The following is an 18648-nucleotide window of genomic DNA, read 5'->3' as shown; positions in this document are numbered from 1 at the left end:
ACGGCCTCGCCGAGGCGCTCATCGAGATTCTCCGGTCGTGGTCGGCCGGGCCGTTGGTCCGGGTGTCGGTGGAGACGTCAGCAGCGACGCGAGCAGCCCGCGCACCCGCCCGTCCAGCTCGTCCCGGATGGCGGCGACCCCGGCCGGGGAGGCCAGCGCGGGGTCGCCGACCATCCAGTCCTCGTACCGCTTCCCCGGCAGGATCGGGCAGGCGTCACCGCAGCCCATCGTCACCACGACGTCGGCCGCGCGGACGGCGTCGTCGGTCAGAGGCTTGGGGTAGAAGCGGCTGACGTCGTCGACCGTGTCCGCGGCGACCGGGTCGCCGAGCTCGTCGAGGATGGTGCGCACTGCCGCGTGCACGTCGCTCGCGGGTGCCGAACCGGCGGACCGGACCACCACCCGGTCGCCGGCGTAGTGCTGCATCAGCGCCGCGGCGAGCTGCGACCGCCCGGCGTTGGCGACGCACACGAAGAGCACCTGCGGCTTGTGCTCGGCGTCCAGCGCCCGCACCTTCTCGGCGTCGATGATGCGCTGCCGCGCGAAGTGCTCGGTGAGGGGGACGAGGTAGGCGGCGTGGCCGCCGCGGCGGGCAAGCGCCGCGAACGACTCCCGGACCACGCGCAAGCACTCACGCTCGGGCGTGCCGGGGAACCGTTCGGCAAGCGAAGTCGCGAGCCGGTCGAGGGCCGGCTCCACGTTGTCGAGACCGGCCACCTCGCCGTGTCCCGCCGCCGCGCTTCCCGCCGCGGCGGCTCCGGCCAGGCCGCCGTGCACCTCGACGGCCGCCGGGGCGAACCGGTCGAGCAGGGTGGTGACCGCACCCCGGTACGCGGGCGCGATGCGATACCAGACCCAGGTGCCGCGGCGGTCCGAGGTGAGCAGGCCGACGTCCCGCAGCACCTTGAGGTGGTGCGACACGGTGGGCTGCGAGACGGCGGTCAGCGTCGCGAGCTCACCTGCCGTCGTCTCGCCGGTGGGTGAGCTCGCGATGGCCGACAGCATGCGGAGCCGCAGCGGGTCGGCGATGGCCTTGAGCGTCGACGCAAGATCCGCGGCGGCGTCGGCCCCGATCGCGTGCGCCTCCGCAGAGGAAGCTCCCTCTTGTATCGACATGTCTCTATGTTGACACTCATCGATACAGAGCGCAAGGCTAGCGCGTCACGTCCGGGGCGGCCGCACCGTCGGGACGTCGCCGACGATCGGGATCGGCCGCCGGTGGAACCAGAACCCGTAGCGCGTGGTCAGGCCCGCGAGTGTGGTGACCCGGTTACGGGGGCCGACAAGCGACATGATGTGCACGAACAGCCAGACCAGCCACGCTGAGCCCTTGGTGATCCGCAGCGGCTTGCCGCCCGGCAGGTTGATCTCGGCGATCGCGGCGCGCCGGCCGATCACCGCCATCGTGCCCTTGTCGATGTAGCGCAGGTTCTGCAAGGGGCGGCCCTCGAGCAGGGCCCGGATGTTCCGGGCGATCACGAGGCCGCCCTGGATCGCGGGCTGGGCCAGCTGCGGCAGGTCCGACGGCGAGACGGCGATGTCGCCCGCCGCGAAGACCCCCGGCAGCCCCTCCACCTGCATGTCCTCGCCGATCTTGATGCGGCCGTCCTCGTCCTGCGGCAGGCCCCACGCGGCGACCTCCTCGTGCGGACGCACGCCCGCGGACCAGACGGTGAGGTCGGCGTGGATGCGCGTCCCGTCCGTGAGCACGACGGCCTCACGCTCCACGGCGGCCACGCCGGCGCCCAGGTGCAGGGAGACCCCGCGGTGCCGCAGCTCCTTGGCGGCGTACTCCCGGAGCTTGGGCGCGAACGCCTTGAGGATCTCGCCGCCGCGCTGCACCACCTTGACCTCGAACGCGTCGCCGTGGATCTCGGGGTAGGCGGGCTCGAGGCCGGCGGTGCGCAGCTCCGCGAGCGCGCCCGCGACCTCGACCCCGGTCGCTCCGCCGCCCACGACGACGACCCGCAGCCCGTCGTCGACCCGCTTCGACTTCGCGGCCTTCTCCAGGCGGATGAAGAGGTTGTCGCGGATCCGGAGCGCCTGCGACCGCGAGTACATCGGGAACGCGTACTCCTTGGCGCCCGGCGTGCCGAAAAAGTTGGTGGTCACACCCGCCGTCACCACGAGGTAGTCGTAGCCGACCCAGTGGTCGTTGAGCAGGCGGATCCGCTTGGCCGCGTGGTCCGCCCCGACCAGGTGCTCGTGGATCACGTGCACGTTCTTCTGGTTCAGCCGCAGGCCGCGCAGGAAGTAGGTGACGTCGCCCGGGTTCAGGCCACCCGTCGCCACCTGGTAGAGCAGCGGCTGGAACGTGTTGTAGACGCGGCGGTCGATCAGGGTGATCCGCACCGGCGCATCCTTCAGGGCTCGCACCGTGGCCATCCCGGCGAATCCGCCACCCACCACGACCACGTGCGGCAGCGGTTCGGGGTGGCCGATCAGTGGAGTCTCGAGGCCGTAGTCCTCGTCAGAGTCGGTCACGTGCCAAAGTGTCTCACCGCCGCGTTACCGTGGTCGGTCGTGAGCACTACCAAGGACCAGAAGAGCGAAGATCCGAAGAGCGCTGCCGACCCGGGCCGGCAGCTTGGCCATGGCCTACGGCCCCGCCACCTGACGATGATGGGGCTGGGCTCCGCCATCGGTGCGGGCCTGTTCCTCGGCTCGGGCCTCGGTATCGCGGCGGCCGGGCCCGCGGTCCTCCTCAGCTACGCGATCGCGGGCGCCATCGTGGTGCTCGTCATGCGGATGCTCGCGGAGATGGCTTCGGCACTGCCGTCCAGCGGATCCTTCTCCGTCTACGCGGAGGCCGCACTCGGCCGCTGGGCCGGGTTCCTGCTGGGCTGGCTGTACTGGTTCACCATCGTCATGGTGCTCGGCGTCGAGGTGACGGGTGTGGCCGGGATCGTGCACGGCTGGTGGCCGGCGGTGCCGCAGTGGGCGGTCGCCGCCGTCGTCGTGGCGCTGTTCGGCGCGATCAACCTGGTGGGGGTGCGGCAGTTCGGGGAGGCCGAGTTCTGGTTCGCGACCATCAAGGTCGCCGCGATCGTGGGCTTCCTGGTGCTGGGCGTCCTCATCGTCGTCGGCGTCGTGCCCGTGACGGGCAGCGTCCTGGGGGACTGGGCCGCGAACGGCGGGTTCGCGCCCGCGGGCCTGCCCGGCATCGCGGCCGGTCTGCTCACCGTGGTGTTCGCATTCGGTGGCATCGAGATCGTCACTATCGCGGCGGCCGAGGCGCGCGACCCGCAGTCGGCGGTCGCGACCGCTACCCGCACCATCCTCTGGCGCATCCTGTTTTTCTACGTGGGCTCGGTAGCCATCATGGTCGCGCTGATCCCCTGGACCGACGCCGCTCGCCTCGAGTCGCCGTTCGTCTCCGTGCTCCAGATGGCGGGGTTCGACGGCGCGGCGCGGCTCATGGAGGTGGTTGTTGTGCTCGCGCTGCTGAGCGCCTTCAACGCCAACATCTACGCGACGTCCCGCATGCTGTTCTCCCTCGGCGGGCGCGGCGACGCCCCCGCGGTCGCCACCCGGGTCTCGGGGCGCGACGTGCCGTGGGTGGCCGTGCTGGTCTCGGTCTTCTTCGGCGTGGTGGCGGTGCTGCTGAACTACCTGCTGCCCGAGTCGCTGCTCGGTGTGCTGCTCAACGCCGTCGGCTCGGCGCTGCTGGTGGTGTGGCTGATGGTGGTCGTCTCGCAGCTGCGGCTGCGGCCGCAGCTGGAGGCCGCGGCGGCCGAGCGGGGTGAGGAGCTGCAGCTGCGCGCCTGGGGCTACCCGTGGCTTTCGTGGGTCACGCTGGTGGCACTCGTGGCGGTGGTCGGCCTCATGCTGTCCGACGCCGCTGCCCGGCCGCAGATCGCCGCGACCGCCGGTCTCGTCGTGGTGATCCTGGCGGTCTACGCCATCACGCGGGCGGTGTGTCGCGCGCCCGCGGAACGCAGCCGCCGGTAGCCCGACGGCAGCCGTTCAGCAGACCGTCATCGGGGGTCCACCCGCCGGTCGGCCGGTCGCCAGCGGGGCCTCCGATCGTCGTCGGCATGAGCGAGAAGACAACCGGCGACCTGCCGAGCGAGATCATCCCGGGCGACAGCCCCGCGAGCGGCGTCGACCGACGGACGTTCCTTTCCCTGAGCAGCATCGGCGCGGCGACCGCCGCGACGGCGGCAACGGTCGCGATCGCCGCGCCGGCGTCGGCCACGACCCTGCTCGGCCAGCACCCGAAGCGTGACCTGCGGTTCGGACGGGACGGCAAGTTCAAGATCGTCCAGTTCAACGACACGCAGGACGACGAGAAGATCGACCGCCGCACCCTGGAGCTCATGCGGGCGGTGCTCGACGACGAGCAGCCGGACCTCGTGATCCTCAACGGCGACAACATCACCGGCGGCTGCGACACCCCGCTGGAGATGCACCAGGCGATGAACAACGTGGTGCAGCCGATGGAGGAGCGTGCCGTGCCGTGGGCCATCACGTTCGGAAACCACGACGAGGACTCGACGCCGGACAGCGGCGTCGACGAGGCCGACATGCTCGCCTTCTACCGGTCCTACCGCTACAACGTGAACGGCCCGACGGCGCGCGGCGTCACCGGACAGGGCAACTCGAACATCCTGATCGACGGTACGAACGGCCGGCCGGCGTTCAACCTCTGGCTGCTCGACTCCGGGCGGTACGCGCCGGAGACGCTGGCCGGCCAGGACTTCGACGGCTACCCCCACTGGGACTGGCTGCGCATGGACCAGGTCAAGTGGTACTACGACACGTCGGAGCAGATCGAGCGTCGGTACGGGCGGGCGATCCCGGCCCTCATGTTCATCCACATCCCGCTGTGGGAGTACCGCTTCATGTGGTTCGGCTCGACCGACGGCCGGTCCGACGCCGACCACGAGCGCGGCCTGGCGCGGCACCGGATCGAGGGCGAGCGGAACGAGGAGGAGTGCCCCGGGCCGTTCAACTCGGGCATGTTCTCGGCGATCCAGCACCGCGGCGACGTGCGCGGCGTGTTCTGCGGCCACGACCACGTGAACACCTACACGGGCGACTACTACGGCGTGCGGCTGGGTTACGCAGGCAACACCGGGTTCGGCACGTACGGCCTGGACGGGGCGGGGCGGAACCGGCTGCGCGGCGCGCGGGTCTACGACCTCGACGAGTCGGTAGACGGTGTGCTGACCGGTACGCGCATGCGGTTCGCCGGGGAGTTCGGCATCGACCTCACGGCGAACGACCAGTGGATGGAGCCGCTGCCGCTGCCGAAGCGCAAGTGAGCACGACCGCGGGGGCTCAGCCGTGCGGATGAGAGCATGTGCGCATGGCTGAGCTTCTCGCGGTCTGCCGCGTTCACGTACTGCTGCCCGACGCCGGCACCGTGGGTGTGACGGCGATCGACAAGCGGCCCGTCGAGGGGCGGGTCAAGGTCCGACCCTTCGGCCTGTACGCGGACGTGCAGGCGGACCGCGCCAACCACGGCGGTCTCGACCAGGCGGTGTACGCGTACGCGCAGGAGGACGCCGACTTCTGGTCCGCCGAGCTCGGTCGGGAGGTCACGCCCGGCCTGTTCGGCGAGAACCTGCGCACTCGCGGGATGGACGTGAACCGCGCGGTGATCGGCGAACGGTGGCAGGTCGGTTCGGCACTGCTGGAGGTTACGCAGCCACGCATTCCCTGCCAGACCTTCGGTCGCCGTCTGGAGGAGCAGCGGTGGGTACGCCGGTTCACGCAGGCGAACCGCACGGGTGCCTTCCTGCGGGTGATCAACAACGGTGACCTCGGTTCGGGGGACGTCGTCGACGTTGTGCACCGGCCTGGGCACGGGGTGACGGTCGCGGACTGGTTCGCCGGCCGGTTCGGCGTAGCCCGCGGAGAAGATCCGGCGACGACGGCGCCGGCCGCTGCCGCGCCCGACGTCGCTGCCGAGCCCGATGAGAAGGGTGCGCCGGACCCCGACACCCTGGAGATCCTGGCGCAGCGACTGCTGAACGCTCACGTCGCGGGCGAGATCCGGCTCAGCGTGGACATGCTCCGCCGCACCGAACAGGCCGCGGGCCGCGCGACAGTCGACTAGCGTCGCCGCTCGTAGCGGGCGCGGGCCGCGTCGTGGGCCTCACGCAGGAGACGGAGCACAGTGGTTCCGGTTGCGGGGCCAGGGTTGACGACGGCGACCCAGCCGGCCGAACCGTAGACCGGGTGCTGCTGCACGACGTCGGGTGTCGCAGGATCGACGCGATTCCCGACGTCACCGCCCCCGGCGTCCCGATCTCCGACGAGCTCCCGGAACGCCGCCCGGTCTACATGAATGTTCACGCGCCAGCGGTCCGCCGGGTCGAGGTCCGAGGCGGTATCACCCGGGTAGTCCTTCGTGACGATCGTCCCGTACGGCTGGACGTTCCGGGGCATGACGCGATCAGGGGCGTAGTAGAAGAAGGCGTCGCCCCAGGCCAGCTCCGGAAAGGCCGGGTCGCCGACGGCGGGGGCGACGACAAGCGCGCCGTCGAGGTCTCGCACGGCGTCGATGATCTGGTTGATACTCAGGCTGATGCTCATGATTCAAGCATCACCTTCAAGTGCTTATGTGGGGTTGAGTGAATGACCGGTGAGCGCACAACTACCCGGCGCCCGACGCGAGAGAGCCCGCCGCTCCGCACGGCCGACGTCGCGCGAGAGTCGGGCTACTCCCTGCAACAGGTCCGGGACCTGGAGCGGCTGGGGGTCATCCCGCCGGCTGTCCGCTCGGCGAACGGATACCGCACCTACACGCCGGTGCACGTGCAGGCGCTGCGTGCCTATCGCGGACTCGCGAGCGCGGCCGGGCCCGTGGTCGCTCGCCGTCTGCTCGCCGAGCTGTTCTCCGAGCCGAGGACCGGGCGCCTCGCCGACGCCGCCGCTGCGATCGGCTCCCTGCACGTCCAGCTCGCCCGCGAGCGCGACGAGGCGCTCCACGCGCAGGAGGCGCTGAGCAAGATCCAGGCCGAAACGTCCTTGCCCGACGGCGACGGCGCGGACCGGCACAGCGCGGACCGGCACCGCACCGGCGGCCCCAGCACGGACGTCATGACCATCACCGAGCTGGCCGCCGCCCTCGGCGTGCGCACGTCCACGCTCCGGTTCTGGGAGCAGGAGGGGCTCGCGGTTCCGGAGCGCGTGACGACCCTGCGGGCCCGGCAGTACGGGCCAGCTGCGGTCAACGAGGCGCGCATCGTGGCCGCGCTGCGCGGCAGCGGATACGGGATCCCCGCCGTGCGGGAGGTCATCTCGACCCTGCACGGGGCCGATGGCGTCGAGGGGATCCCTGAGGCCCGGCGAATCCTGGACTGGCGGTTGGAACAGATTGCCGATCGCGCGGTCGCCCTGCTACGCGCGGGAGCGGATCTCGCCGCCGTCCTCGATCGGGTCAGTCCGCGGCCGGTGACATGAGCGGCAGGATGTCCGTGACCCGAGCGGCAGGATGTCCGTGAGCATGCAATCAGTGCGCTCTGGGAGGCAACGCCCTGAGACTCGGCCTCAGTCGTCGCTGATCTGCTTGCCCTCGCGGATCAGGTCCTGCAGGGTGCGCTGCACCTGCTCGACGTCGGGCACGTCCTCGAGCACCATGCCCGGCTGGTCGGTGCCGTCGGAGATCACGAGGGTGCCGCAGCCGAAGAACCGGTCGCTGAGCTGCTTCTCGAACGTGACGTTGTTGATCCGGTAGAGCGGGATGTCCCGGCCGGTCTGCGTCAGGATGCCGGTGCGCAGCGCGACACGCTGGTTGGTGACGATGTAGCGCGTGGTGCGCCAGCGCAGGAAAGGTGCGGCGGCGGCCGCGAGGCCGAGCACCACGATCGCGAGCGTCGCGAACCACAGCACGATCTGGTCGACCGGCAGCGGCAGCACCCAGAGCGCGATGAGGGCCGCGACCAGCACCAGGAGCAGCAGGATCGGCTTGATGACCTTCTTCGGATGCGTGCGCAGCTGCAACACGATGGTCTCGCCGTCGGCGAGGTGCTCTTCCCTCATGCCGCGAACCTACTGCTTGAACCTACTGCGCGGCCAGGTTCCAGCCCTCGATGGTGCGCAGATTGTGCCCGTAGCCGAGCAGGCAGACGGCGGCGGTGCCCAGCTCGAACCGGGCCGCCAGGCGCGGGTCCACGCCGAGCCAGACGGTGGCGAGCACACGCAGCAGGTGCCCGTGCGCGACGAGCAGCACGTCGCCGCCGGTGCCCGACGCCGTGCCCGACCCAGCTTCAGCCCCGGCCGCGCCGGCGAGCGACTCCTCCGCCCGGGTAATGATCCGCGCCGCTCGCACGGCGACCTCGTCGAGGGTCTCGCCGGGCCGCCCGTCGCCGTGCTCGGCGGACGGCGGCAGCACGCGGACGCCGTCGTCGAAGATCATGAACTCGCGGCCCAGGATCCCGGAGACGTCGTGCGAGGTAAGGCCGTCGACGGGCCCGTAGTCCCACTCGGCGAGGTCCTCGTCGACGACGGCGTCGGGGTAGCCCACCAGCTCCGCCGTCCGCCGCGCCCGGGCGAGCGGCGACGTGTAGACCGCGGCGAACTCGTAGTCCGCGAGCGTATCCGCCGCCGACCGGGCCTGGTCCTCGCCGGCCGCCGTGAGGGGGAGGTCGGTGCGCCCGGTGTGCTGCCCGCTCACGCTCCACTCGGTCTGGCCGTGCCGGAGCAACACGAGCTGGGGGTCGCGCGAGGGCTTCAGAGGCATGGACCGAGCATCCCGCGACTGGCGCCCGGATGCACCCCCTGACCACCGCCGATCCTGGTGCGGGCTGTGCGCTGCACCTACCCTGGGGAACGTGACCCGTGCCACGTTGGCGTCGCACGGCGCCGTCGACCGCTTCTCCACGCGAGGCCTGCCCACAGTGCGGCGGATCGAGCTGTGGGAGGAGCACAACGCCGACGCCCTGGTGGCGCTGCAGTGCCGCATGCTCGACGAGGAGACGCTCGAGGCATCGGAGGCCAACCTCCAGCTGGACCGGCTGCATCTGGCGCACGTCGAGGCCAACCCGCACGCCGTCGAGCGCACCGCTGGCATGGTCCGCAGCCGCCCCACCGGGTCCGTTGCCCTGTACTTCACGCTCGTGGGCGAGGCGTTCTTCTGTCACGACGACGGCGTGCGGATGCTGCGCCCCGGCCAGCTCCTGGTGTGCGACGCCGACCGGCCGTTCCTGCGCGGGTTCTCCCAGGGTCTGGAGGAGCTCGCGATCAAGATCCCGCACGACGTCTTCCGCGCGGTTGGCGGCACCGTGCCGCGCACGGCCCAGATGATCGACTTCGGCACGTCGGGCACGTCGGGCACGTCGGGCACCCGACCGCCGTCGGGCATCAGCTCCTACGCGGCGGCCCTGGCCGCCCTCGTCGCCCGCGCCGTGGGGCCCAAGGGCGACGGCGTCGCCGACGAGGGGGCGGCTCTCGACCTGGTCGCGGCAGTGGTGGCGCAGCCCGCGGCGGCTGGGGCGCAGACTGCCGGCGCGCACTTCGCGGCGGCCGCGCAGTACGTGCGGCAGTGGCTGCGCGACCCCACGCTGTCCGCTCGTCGGATCGCCGACGCGATCGGCCTGAGCGAGCGGCAGCTCTCGCGTGTGTTCGCCGAGCGCGGCACGAGCGTGCCGCGGTTCGTCGCCCGTCGTCGGGTGGAGATGGCAGGACGGATGCTGCGTATGCCGTCGTACGAGCAGCAGACCGTCGAGGCGATCGGCCTGCGCTGCGGGTTCTCGTCGGCCGCACAGTTCTCGCGTGTGTTCCGGGAGCAGGCGGGGATGTCGCCGTCGGAGGCCCGCAGGCATATGGGTCTGCTTCGCAGGCCTTGAGGGTTTCGGCCGACTTCCCTGGTCAGCACTTTTCTCGCGCGCGAGACTGCGCCACGCTCTGACGCATGCCTGATTTCGACGACGGTCAGACCGCGACCGAACTCCCCAGCAGCACGGACACGAGCACCGACATAGTTGTCGAGACGGACGTGCTGGTCGTGGGCTCCGGGCCCGCCGGCGCTTCCGCGGCCCTGTTCCTGGCGAGCCTGGGGATCAGCAACATCATGATCACCAAGTACCGCTGGACGGCGAACACGCCCCGCGCGCACATCACCAACCAGCGGACCATGGAGATCTTCCGCGACCTCGGTATCGAGGACCAGGTCCTCGCGGACGCGACGCCCCACGAGCTCGTGGGCGACACGGTGTTCTGCACGACGATCGCGGGCGAGGAGATCGGCCGCATCCTCACCTGGGAGACGCACCCCGCCCGCGAGGGCGACGCGCGCCTCGCCTCGCCGTCGCTCACGGTGGACATCCCGCAGACCTACCTCGAGCCGATCCTGGTGAAGAACGCCACCGAGCGCGGTACCGAGTCGCGGTTCTCCACTCAGTACCTGAGCCACACCCAGGACGACGACGGTGTCAGCACCCTTGTCCTCGACCGCGTCACCGGCGTCCGGTACACGATCCGGTCGAAGTACCTGATCGGCGGCGACGGCGCCCGCTCCCAGGTGGCCGCCGACATCGCCCTGCCCATGGAGGGCGCGATGGACATCGCCGGCTCCATGAACATCACCTTCAAGGCCGACCTCACGGACCTCGTGGGACACCGCCCGTCCGTCCTGTACTGGGTGCTGCAGCCCGGCTCGAACGTGGGCGGCATCGGCGCGGGCCTGGTCCGGATGGTCCGGCCGTGGAACGAGTGGCTCATCGTCTGGGGATACGACATCACGGGCGATCCGCCGCAGCTCGACGACGCCGCTGCCGCCGAGATCGTGCGCCAGCTCGTAGGCGTGGACGATCTGGACGTCGAGATCACCGGCTACTCGCTGTGGGGCAACAACCAGATGTACGCGACCCACCTCCAGAAGGGCCGTGTCCTCTGTGCCGGCGACGCCGTGCACCGGCACCCGCCGAGCAACGGGCTCGGGTCCAACACGTCCGTCCAGGACTCGTACAACCTGGCGTGGAAGATCGCGGCGGTGCTGAACGGCCAGGCGGCGCCGTCCCTGCTCGACACGTACTCGACCGAGCGCGCCCCCGTCGCCGAGCAGATAGTGCTGCGGGCCAACAAGTCGGGCGGCGAGTTCCGGTTCATGGAGGTGCTCGGTGTGCTCGACGCCGAGACCCCGGAGGCGATGCAGGCAGCGATCGACGAGCGCAAGGCGAACACCCCAGCGGGCGAGGCCAAGCGGGCGGCACTGGTCGAGGCGATGGACCTCAAGAACTACGAGTTCAACGCCCACGGCGTGGACATGGGTCAGTTCTACGAGTCGGTCGCCGTCGTCCCCGACGGATCGCCGAAGCCGCTCGACGAGCGCGACCCCGAGCTCTACTACAAGCAGTCCACGGTGCCGGGCGCGCGGTTCCCGCACGTCTGGCTGGCCGACGTCGACGGTTACAAGATCTCGACCCACGACCTCGTTCCGTACGGGCAGTTCACCCTGGTCACGGGTATCGCGGGCGAGGCATGGGCCGACGCTGCCGCGAAGGTCGCCGACGAGCTCGGGGTGCCGCTCGAGGCCGTCGTCATCGGGCCGGGCCGGGAGGTCATCGACACCTACTACGACTGGGCCAAGATGCGCGGCGTCGAGGAGTCGGGCGCGATCCTGGTCCGCCCGGACTCGCACGTGGCGTGGCGCGCGCAGACGCTCGCCGACGACCCGGCGGCCGCGCTGGGCGACGCACTGAAGGCGATACTCGGCAGGGGAGGTCACGATGAGTGAGACCGGCGAGCAGGTGGGCGGCGAGCGGGCGACCCGGGAGCAGGCCGCCCGGGAGCAGGAGCTCACCGACCGCGTGGTGGCATCGTTCGACGGCGCCGACGACGAGCGGCTGCGGACCGTCCTGCAGTCCCTGACCCGGCACCTGCACGCGTTCCTGCGCGAGGTGCGGATCACCGAGGACGAGTGGAACCAGGGCATCAGCTTCCTCACCACCGCCGGGCACATCACCGACGACAAGCGGCAGGAGTTCATCCTGCTGTCCGACGTGCTGGGTGCCTCCATGCAGACCATCGCCATCAACAACGAGGCCTACGGAGGCGCCACGGAGGCCACGGTGTTCGGCCCGTTCTTCGTGGACGACGCGCCGTTCATCAACAACGGCGGGGACATCGCGGGCGGAGCTACCGGCCAGCCCTGCTGGGTCGAGGGCACGGTCACCGACACGTCGGGAAAACCCGTGCCGGGCGCGCGCATCGAGGTGTGGGAGGCGGACGAGGACGGCTTCTACGACGTCCAGTACGGCGACGACCGCACGTCTGGTCGCGCCCACCTCTTCTCGGAGGACGACGGCGGCTACCGCTTCTGGGGGATCACGCCGACGCCGTACCCGATCCCGCACGACGGGCCTGTCGGCGCGCTGCTCGCGGCGTCGGGCCGATCGCCCATGCGCGCGGCGCACCTGCACTTCATGGTGACCGCGCCCGGGCTGCGGACGCTCGTGACCCACATCTTCGTGCGCGGCGACGAGCAGCTCGCGTCGGACTCGGTGTTCGGTGTCAAGGACTCGCTCGTCATGGACTTCGAGGAGCAGCCGGCGGGCACCCCCACGCCCGACGGCCGCGCGGTCGAGGGCATGTGGTCGCGCACGCGGTTCGACGTCGTGCTGGCCCCGGCCGACTGAACGATCGCGCGCGCGACAAGGTTGCGACGCCCTGATGAGGGCCATGTCACAGCCTCTTGTGTCGACTCCGCGGCCCGGTAGCAACAAAAATAGGAGACCCGCACATCAGCGGAGAACCACGTGCACCGTAGCCGTACGCCTGCACCGGAGGAGGACCATGACGGACGCCGACAACGCCCAGTACCACTCCATCGCCAACCCTCGCCGGATCACGCTCTTGCATCGGAGCGTCGCCGACACCTACGTGTCGCAACGCGAGGAGAGCGAAACCCCGGCCGACGACGCGCCCACGGGCTGACCCGCACCCGCGCTCGCTCCGCACAGCTGGTGCCTCAGCAGAGAGCCCGGCCGCACGCCACCCAGTGGCAGTTGCGGCCGGGCTCGCGTCGTCCCGCCATGCGAGACAGCCGCCAATCTCCCGAAAGTTCACCCGCTGGCCCGGTAATCGGCGTCGAACAGCAGGTCTGGGGCCGTGCGGCGCCTACAAATCATGTGACAGACCTCACTCCCGTTACATTCTGGAAACACTTCCGCTAGCCTTGCCCGTACACCTTCTTCCACAATTCGGTACAGCAGGTCGGTACAGCAGGTTGATGCACACGCATGGGGTACGGCGAGTTCGGCACGGCAAGCCAGGCGGGCAAGGTCCCGCGGCGGCCGGTACGACGTGGAAGGAACTCGCCGGCAGCCCGGCCCCGAGACGGGGACGCGGCAGCCAGAGCACGTCCAATCACGTACGACACAAGAGCTGAGTGGGGTTACCAGGGATGAACGACGAATCGATTCGACACTTTACTGACGGTCGTGTGCCCGACGCCGGGATCGCGCACCTCTTCAGTGTCGAGAACCGATTCCAGGCGAGGCTCGACGTCGAGGCGGCGCTCGCGCTCGCCGAGGCCGAGGTAGGCCTGATCCCGGAGCCGGCGGGCGAGGCGATCGCGCAGGCCGCGCAGATCGAGAAGCTGGACCTCGTGCGCGTGGCGGCCGAGACCGTGTCGGCAAGCCACCCGCTCATGCCGCTGATCGAGGAGTTCGCCCGCGTCGTCGGGCGCGAGCACGGCGGTTGGGTGCACTGGGGTGCCACCACGCAGAACATCACCCAGACGGCCGACGTGCTGGTGCTGCGCGACGCGCAGCGCGCCGTCAAGGACCTGCTCGCCAAGGTGCTGCGCGGCATGTCGAAGCAGGCGGACGCTTCCGCAGCGGTGCCGATGGCCGGCCGCACGCACAGCCAGCACGCTGTGCCGGTGACGTTCGGCTTCAAGGTTGCGGTCTGGATCGACGAGCTCACGGCGCACACCGACCGCCTCGAACGCCTCGAGGACCGGCTGTTCCGGGTCCTCATGGGCGGCGCCGTCGGCACGTTCGCTTCGTTCGGCCCCGCCGGGCGTGAGGTCGAGCGCCGGGTCGCCAACCACCTCGGGCTCGGCACCATGCCGGTCCCGTCACGCGCGATCAACGACGGGATCGTCGAGCTTGTGCTTGTCCTCGGCCAGGTCGCCGGGACCGCCGGCAAGATCGGCAAGGACATCTACTCGATGATGCAGCCGGAGTTCGGCGAGGCGTTCGAGCCGATCCCGGACGGCACCGTCGGCAGCTCGACGATGCCCCACAAGCGCAACCCGCAGCTCGCCCTCGACCTCCTGTCGATGAGCGCCCAGCTGCGCGCCCTCGCCGCGCCCGCCCTCGAGTCGATGCAGCACGACCACGAGGCCAACGGCGGCATGACCGACCTCCTGGAGGAGACGGTCCGGCGCGCGACCGTCCTGGCCGGCGACATCCTGACCCGCCTCGACGTGATCCTCGACGGCCTCGAGCTGGACGAGCAGCGTATGCGCGCCAACCTCGCCCTGAGCGAGGGCCTCATCGGCTCGGAGTCGCTCATGATGGAGCTGGGCGAGCGCATCGGCCGGCAGAAGGCGCACGAGGTCGTGTACGAGGTGGCGCAGGAGTCGGCGTGCGGCGACGCGCAGTTCCTCGACCTGCTGGTCCGCAACGCGACGGTCAGCGCGTACTTCGACCGCGCGGAGATCTGCCGCCTGATCGACCCGAGCGCCTACCTTGGCGAGAGCGTCACGATCGCGCACGAGATGGCGCAGCACGCGCGCGCCGTGGCCGACAGGCTCGAGTTCAGCGCCCGCACGGCGCAGCCGGTGCCGCTGTCCGTCCGCGAGACGGTCAAGCAGATGGACGACGCCGCCGACGTCGCACCGGTCACCACCGGTCGGGTCGCGCCGGTAGCCCGGACCGCGGAGGAGCTCCTGCTGGTCGGTCTCTAGCCGGGCCGACGCCGTCGTCCGACCGACCGACCCTGCGCCCCTGACTCGCCGCACCAAGTGCGGCGAGTCAGGGGCGCAGTCCGTTTACCGTCAGTCGAACAGGGTCTCCGCCACCCATGTCCGCCCGGCCCCGGATCCCACCGGGGCCGGCGGTGTCAGGTGTACCGGTATCTCGCGGGTCTCGGCGGTGAGGCTCCCGCGGCGCAGCTCGGCGTCGGGGATCATCCCGGCGTCGGGCACAAGCATCTCGCCGACGCCGCCGCGTCCCGCCGCCCATTCCTCGGCGGCGAAGCCGGCGAGCTGATCGACGCGCTCGTTATAAGGGTTGCCCACGTGTCCCCGTACCCAGTGGAACCGGACCGGCCCGGTGCGCTCCGCGACGACACGGTCCACACCCTCCACCAGGTCGAGGTTGGGGACAGGCTCGCCCGACGGGGAGCGCCAGCCGTTGCGCTTCCACCCTTCGGACCATTCGGACACGGAGCGGATGGCGTACTGCGAGCTGGACTCGACGAGCAGGGGCTCGTCGCCGGGGTGTGCCTCGATCGCGCGCAGCAGGGCTGAGAGCGCCGCGACCTGGTCGTCTCCACGGGCAGCGCCGCCCGAGTCGAACTGGCCACCCGCGTGGTTGATCCACGCCCATCCGATCGCGCCGCCGGGTGCGGCCGACCCGTGCGTGCTGACGATGATCACGGCGTCCATTGTGCATCCTTCTGCCCGAGAATCCGTACGGCTGGCCGGGCGACACGACGTCGAAGCCCGGGCCGGCCCGGAGTTCGGTGGGGCGAAATCCGGGCGCCGGAGCCACGAAACCCACGCGCGGCATTCCCTGGGCATGATGACGGTGTGCCTCACGTCCCGTCCGGCCCCGCCCGATACCCGTCCGACAGCGCGCCGACACCCGTCGAGCACGCGCCCGAGCCTCGCCCCGCCCGGAGCCGGAGCCGCTCGGACATCCGGAGGTGGCGCCGGCTGCTGGCCGACGAGCGCGCCGAGGCCGCCGTCTACCGCGACCTCGCCGGGCGACGCACCGGCGAGGAGCGCGACATCCTGCTCGCCCTCGCGCGTGCGGAGAAGCGGCACGAGTCGCACTGGCTCGCGCTGCTGGGTCCCGACGTCGGCCCGCCCGTGCGCGGCGACCTCCGTACCCGGGGGCTCGGCTTCCTCGCCCGCCGCTTCGGCGGGGTCTTCGTGCTGGCGCTGGCGCAGCGGGCCGAGGCCCGCTCGTCGTACTCGCACGACGCCGATGCCACCGTCACCATGGCGGCCGACGAGCAGATCCATGAAGAGGTGGTGCGGGCGCTCGCGACCCGTGGCCGGAACCGGCTGTCGGGCACGTTCCGCGCCGCCGTCTTCGGCGCGAACGACGGGCTCGTGTCGAACCTCGCGCTGGTGCTGGGCATCGGTGCGTCCGGGGTGGCGACGAGCACCGTCCTGCTGTCCGGGCTCGCGGGCCTCCTCGCGGGCGCCCTCTCGATGGGCGCCGGCGAGTTCGTGTCGGTGCGGTCGCAGCGGGAGCTGCTGGAGGCGTCGTCGCCGTCACCCGATGCCGACGCCGCCCTGCCCAACCTCGACGTCGACGCGAACGAGCTCGCGCTCGTGTACCGGGCGCGGGGCATGAGCATCGAGGAGGCGACGGCGCGTGCGGACGCCGTGCTCGCCCGGCTCGCCGTCTCGCCCGCCGACAGCCGGGGGCGGCTCCTGCAGGCCTCGCTCGACGACGAGCCGACCGGCGCCGTCGACGATCTCGAGACGCACGGCACGGCCTGGGGCGCGGCGCTCTCCTCCTTCTGCTTCTTCGCATCGGGCGCCGTGATCCCGGTGCTGCCCTACCTGTTCGGTCTCGAAGGGCTGGCAGCCGTGATCGTCGCGACGGCGCTCGTCGGGATCGCGCTGCTGGTGACCGGCGCCGTCGTCGGGCTGCTGTCGGGGACGTCGCCGCTCACCAGGGCGCTGCGCCAGATCGGTATCGGCCTCGGGGCGGCGGGCGTCACGTACGTCCTCGGGCTCGTCTTCGGTGCCACCGTCGGCTGACCCGGCAGAGTTCACCCGCTCGGCAGAGTTCACCCACAGGGTCCCGAGGCAGGGCCGATGGTGCGCATTGCCGCGCGATGGCTGGGATAACGCCCATCTTCCGACATGTCGCAGTTCTGAAGCACAAAACTCTCGATCCGCAAACCGCAGGTGTGCAGTTGCCGATATCCGGAACCCCGCGCAGATTGAATCTGCATACATATCTGCTGGCCACTGGGGCCGGAGGGTGGGAGTCCGATGTCGAAGGACGCGCTGACGGGCACGGGGGACAACCTCCGTCGTCTTGTCGCGCGCGCCGTCGGAACCTTCGCCCTCAGCGCTGCGGGCCTCGCGCTCGGCGTCACTCTCGCGGCTCCGTCAAGTGCCGCCGATTCGAGTGCCGCCGACGCCGGGACGCTCGGCTCCGCCCTCAGCGACACGGTGGAGGCGACGGCGCAGACCCTCGTGAGGACTACCGACGTACTCGGGCTGACCCGGGTTTCGGTTGAGCAGGCTCCTGTTGAGCAGGCAGGGCCGGGCGGCGGCGGGGCGGCAACGGAGCCGCCCGCACAGGAGTCAGCCGCCCCCGCGCCCGAGCAGAACGCCGAGGCTGCGCCGAAGCCCGCCGCGCAGGCCGCGCCCGAGCCGGCGACGAAGCCTGCCGCGCAGGCGGCCGCGCCGGTGACGAAGCCGGTCCGGACGGCAGTGACGGAGCCCGTAGCCGAGGCCGTCTCCGGGATCACCAAGAAGCCAGTGGCGCAGGTCGCCGAGGTCGTCGAGCAGATCTCCGATCCCGTCCTGAAGCCGGTGACCGAGCAGGTTGGCACGGCCATCAAGCCGGTGACCGAGCCGCTCGGTGAGCAGCTCAAGCCGGTGACCGGCGTCGTCGGGCAGATTGTTTCCCCACTGGCGCCGGTGCTCGGCGCGGTCACGAAGCCGCTCGCCCCCGTGACCAGCGGTCTGCTCCACCCGGTGGTCGACCTGGTCTCTCCGGTGACCGACGTCGTCGGCGGCGTGACCGCCCCGATCGTCCGCGCGCTCGAGCCGGCGACCGCTCCGGTCACGGATGCCCTCGCGCCGATCTTGGCTCCGGTCGGCGAGGTGATCGCACCTGTGGGTGAGGTTCTCGCCCCGGTTGTGGAGCCGCTGAACCCGATCGTGGAGCCGCTCGTTCCGGCGCCCGCGCTGCCTGCGCCAGGACTGCCGGCGCCAGGACTGCCCGCTGCACCCGGCGGGCCCACTACGGCGATCCCGGTCGACCAGACCGGGAACGCGGAGTCGACGGACCCGAGGGCGCTGCAGGCCTCCGGTGCCGTCTCGGTCGTGGTCTGGACCTCTCTCCGGGACCAGGGCACGATGCTCGACCTGCCGCAGGTGAGCGCCCTTGAGGGCATCACCGCCGCGGACACCGCGCGTGCGCTGAGCGTTGCGATGGCGGACGTCGTCCACTCGGACGGCCCCGGCCTCCTCGGCGCGGGCTTCCCGCTCGCCGCCGGGGGCGCCGGGAACGCGGTCGTCGCGGGTGCTGCCGGCCTCCTGGGCGGCGGCGGACCCCAGTTCAAGCTGCTGGGCGGCGAGCTCCTCGCCGTCCTCGCCGCGCTCCTGATCTTCCGCGCTCGCACCTGGCGCGTCGCGACGGACGAGTCGCGCGCCAAGCTGGCGAGCAGCTACACGGACATCCCTGTCTCTCCTGCCTGACCTGGCTGGGTCGCGCCCTCGTGTGCGGCACCTCCCGACGGTGAATTTCCGTCGGCTCCACGCCAGCCAAG

Annotated in this window: 17 protein-coding genes; 11 read left to right on the top strand and 6 right to left on the bottom strand. The window is 71.1% G+C overall.

The window, feature by feature from the left end:
• Positions 1 to 18: 18 nt before the first annotated feature.
• Positions 19 to 1116, bottom strand: coding sequence for a metalloregulator ArsR/SmtB family transcription factor (locus tag AB1046_RS15810; RefSeq protein WP_369370252.1), 1098 nt, complete (start codon positions 1114 to 1116; stop codon positions 19 to 21).
• A 45-nt stretch (positions 1117 to 1161) separates the two neighbouring features.
• Positions 1162 to 2484, bottom strand: coding sequence for an NAD(P)/FAD-dependent oxidoreductase (locus tag AB1046_RS15805; RefSeq protein WP_369370251.1), 1323 nt, complete (start codon positions 2482 to 2484; stop codon positions 1162 to 1164).
• 39 nt (positions 2485 to 2523) lie between these two features.
• On the opposite strand from AB1046_RS15805, the gene AB1046_RS15800 reads away from it, so the two are divergent.
• The 3 genes from AB1046_RS15800 to AB1046_RS15790 all read left to right on the top strand — a co-directional run bounded on the left by AB1046_RS15800 (position 2524) and on the right by AB1046_RS15790 (position 6064).
• Positions 2524 to 3951: an amino acid permease gene (locus AB1046_RS15800; RefSeq protein ID WP_369370250.1), complete on the top strand. Its 1428-nt coding sequence runs from the start codon at positions 2524 to 2526 to the stop codon at positions 3949 to 3951.
• Between the two features lie 86 nt (positions 3952 to 4037).
• On the top strand, positions 4038 to 5267 hold the full coding sequence (locus AB1046_RS15795) for a metallophosphoesterase family protein (RefSeq protein ID WP_369370249.1): 1230 nt from the start codon (positions 4038 to 4040) through the stop codon (positions 5265 to 5267).
• Between the two features lie 44 nt (positions 5268 to 5311).
• Positions 5312 to 6064: an MOSC domain-containing protein gene (locus tag AB1046_RS15790; protein ID WP_369370248.1), complete on the top strand. Its 753-nt coding sequence runs from the start codon at positions 5312 to 5314 to the stop codon at positions 6062 to 6064.
• Here AB1046_RS15790 and AB1046_RS15785 read toward each other — a convergent pair.
• Complete coding sequence (locus tag AB1046_RS15785) at positions 6061 to 6543, bottom strand: DUF6194 family protein (protein ID WP_369370247.1); 483 nt, start codon at positions 6541 to 6543, stop codon at positions 6061 to 6063. The two genes, AB1046_RS15790 and AB1046_RS15785, sit on opposite strands and share 4 nt — an antisense overlap.
• Before the next feature lie 42 nt (positions 6544 to 6585).
• On the opposite strand from AB1046_RS15785, the gene AB1046_RS15780 reads away from it, so the two are divergent.
• Positions 6586 to 7413 carry a MerR family transcriptional regulator gene (locus AB1046_RS15780; RefSeq protein WP_369370246.1) on the top strand — a complete coding sequence of 276 codons (828 nt, stop codon included), beginning with the start codon at positions 6586 to 6588 and terminating at the stop codon, positions 7411 to 7413.
• An 87-nt stretch (positions 7414 to 7500) separates the two neighbouring features.
• On the opposite strand, the gene AB1046_RS15775 is transcribed toward AB1046_RS15780, so the two are convergent.
• Together AB1046_RS15775 and AB1046_RS15770 are read right to left on the bottom strand one after the other, a co-directional pair.
• Positions 7501 to 7992: a PH domain-containing protein gene (locus AB1046_RS15775; protein ID WP_369370245.1), complete on the bottom strand. Its 492-nt coding sequence runs from the start codon at positions 7990 to 7992 to the stop codon at positions 7501 to 7503.
• Positions 7993 to 8014: 22 nt separating this feature from the next.
• Entirely contained in the window at positions 8015 to 8692 is a 678-nt protein-coding gene (locus AB1046_RS15770; RefSeq protein WP_369370244.1) for a histidine phosphatase family protein, read from the bottom strand.
• A 91-nt stretch (positions 8693 to 8783) separates the two neighbouring features.
• Here AB1046_RS15770 and AB1046_RS15765 point away from each other — a divergent pair, with 91 nt between their 5' ends.
• From AB1046_RS15765 to AB1046_RS15745, 5 genes are all read left to right on the top strand, one after another.
• Positions 8784 to 9797 carry an AraC family transcriptional regulator gene (locus tag AB1046_RS15765; protein WP_369370243.1) on the top strand — a complete coding sequence of 338 codons (1014 nt, stop codon included), beginning with the start codon at positions 8784 to 8786 and terminating at the stop codon, positions 9795 to 9797.
• Between the two features lie 65 nt (positions 9798 to 9862).
• Positions 9863 to 11686 carry an FAD-dependent oxidoreductase gene (locus AB1046_RS15760; protein ID WP_369370242.1) on the top strand — a complete coding sequence of 608 codons (1824 nt, stop codon included), beginning with the start codon at positions 9863 to 9865 and terminating at the stop codon, positions 11684 to 11686.
• Positions 11679 to 12587: an intradiol ring-cleavage dioxygenase gene (locus tag AB1046_RS15755; protein WP_369370241.1), complete on the top strand. Its 909-nt coding sequence runs from the start codon at positions 11679 to 11681 to the stop codon at positions 12585 to 12587. The genes AB1046_RS15760 and AB1046_RS15755 overlap by 8 nt, the downstream gene beginning before the upstream one ends.
• Positions 12588 to 12744: 157 nt before the next feature.
• On the top strand, positions 12745 to 12885 hold the full coding sequence (locus AB1046_RS15750) for a hypothetical protein (protein ID WP_369370240.1): 141 nt from the start codon (positions 12745 to 12747) through the stop codon (positions 12883 to 12885).
• Positions 12886 to 13393: 508 nt separating this feature from the next.
• Positions 13394 to 14866: an adenylosuccinate lyase family protein gene (locus AB1046_RS15745; RefSeq protein ID WP_369370239.1), complete on the top strand. Its 1473-nt coding sequence runs from the start codon at positions 13394 to 13396 to the stop codon at positions 14864 to 14866.
• Between the two features lie 90 nt (positions 14867 to 14956).
• Here the strand turns inward: AB1046_RS15745 and AB1046_RS15740 are convergent, their stop codons facing one another.
• The gene (locus tag AB1046_RS15740; protein WP_369370238.1) at positions 14957 to 15568 is read right to left on the bottom strand and encodes a ribonuclease H; all 612 of its coding nucleotides are present in this window, start codon (positions 15566 to 15568) and stop codon (positions 14957 to 14959) included.
• A 252-nt stretch (positions 15569 to 15820) separates the two neighbouring features.
• Between AB1046_RS15740 and AB1046_RS15735 the strand changes: the two genes are divergently transcribed.
• On the top strand, positions 15821 to 16900 hold the full coding sequence (locus AB1046_RS15735; RefSeq protein ID WP_369375735.1) for a VIT1/CCC1 family protein: 1080 nt from the start codon (positions 15821 to 15823) through the stop codon (positions 16898 to 16900).
• Positions 16901 to 17137: 237 nt separating this feature from the next.
• Positions 17138 to 18577 (top strand): hypothetical protein, encoded by a 1440-nt coding sequence (locus AB1046_RS15730; RefSeq protein WP_369370237.1) that lies wholly within the window; start codon positions 17138 to 17140, stop codon positions 18575 to 18577.
• The last annotated feature ends 71 nt before the right edge of the window (positions 18578 to 18648 follow it).

This window comes from Promicromonospora sp. Populi, assembly GCF_041081105.1.
Taxonomy (GTDB): domain Bacteria; phylum Actinomycetota; class Actinomycetes; order Actinomycetales; family Cellulomonadaceae; genus Promicromonospora.
The sequence above is the reverse complement of the archived record's forward strand: the minus strand, read 5'-3'. Positions and strand labels throughout refer to the sequence as shown.

Bases quoted from the DNA above. Each gene is read 5' to 3' on its own strand.
- AB1046_RS15810 (WP_369370252.1), bottom strand. From the start codon at position 1,116: ATGTCGATACAAGAGGGAGCTTCCTCTGCGGAGGCGCACGCGATCGGG.
- AB1046_RS15795 (WP_369370249.1), top strand. From the start codon at position 4,038: ATGAGCGAGAAGACAACCGGCGACCTGCCGAGCGAGATCATCCCGGGC.
- AB1046_RS15790 (WP_369370248.1), top strand. From the start codon at position 5,312: ATGGCTGAGCTTCTCGCGGTCTGCCGCGTTCACGTACTGCTGCCCGAC.
- AB1046_RS15785 (WP_369370247.1), bottom strand. From the start codon at position 6,543: ATGAGCATCAGCCTGAGTATCAACCAGATCATCGACGCCGTGCGAGAC.
- AB1046_RS15780 (WP_369370246.1), top strand. From the start codon at position 6,586: ATGACCGGTGAGCGCACAACTACCCGGCGCCCGACGCGAGAGAGCCCG.
- AB1046_RS15775 (WP_369370245.1), bottom strand. From the start codon at position 7,992: ATGAGGGAAGAGCACCTCGCCGACGGCGAGACCATCGTGTTGCAGCTG.
- AB1046_RS15770 (WP_369370244.1), bottom strand. From the start codon at position 8,692: ATGCCTCTGAAGCCCTCGCGCGACCCCCAGCTCGTGTTGCTCCGGCAC.
- AB1046_RS15760 (WP_369370242.1), top strand. From the start codon at position 9,863: ATGCCTGATTTCGACGACGGTCAGACCGCGACCGAACTCCCCAGCAGC.
- AB1046_RS15755 (WP_369370241.1), top strand. From the start codon at position 11,679: ATGAGTGAGACCGGCGAGCAGGTGGGCGGCGAGCGGGCGACCCGGGAG.
- AB1046_RS15750 (WP_369370240.1), top strand. From the start codon at position 12,745: ATGACGGACGCCGACAACGCCCAGTACCACTCCATCGCCAACCCTCGC.
- AB1046_RS15740 (WP_369370238.1), bottom strand. From the start codon at position 15,568: ATGGACGCCGTGATCATCGTCAGCACGCACGGGTCGGCCGCACCCGGC.
- AB1046_RS15730 (WP_369370237.1), top strand. From the start codon at position 17,138: ATGTCGAAGGACGCGCTGACGGGCACGGGGGACAACCTCCGTCGTCTT.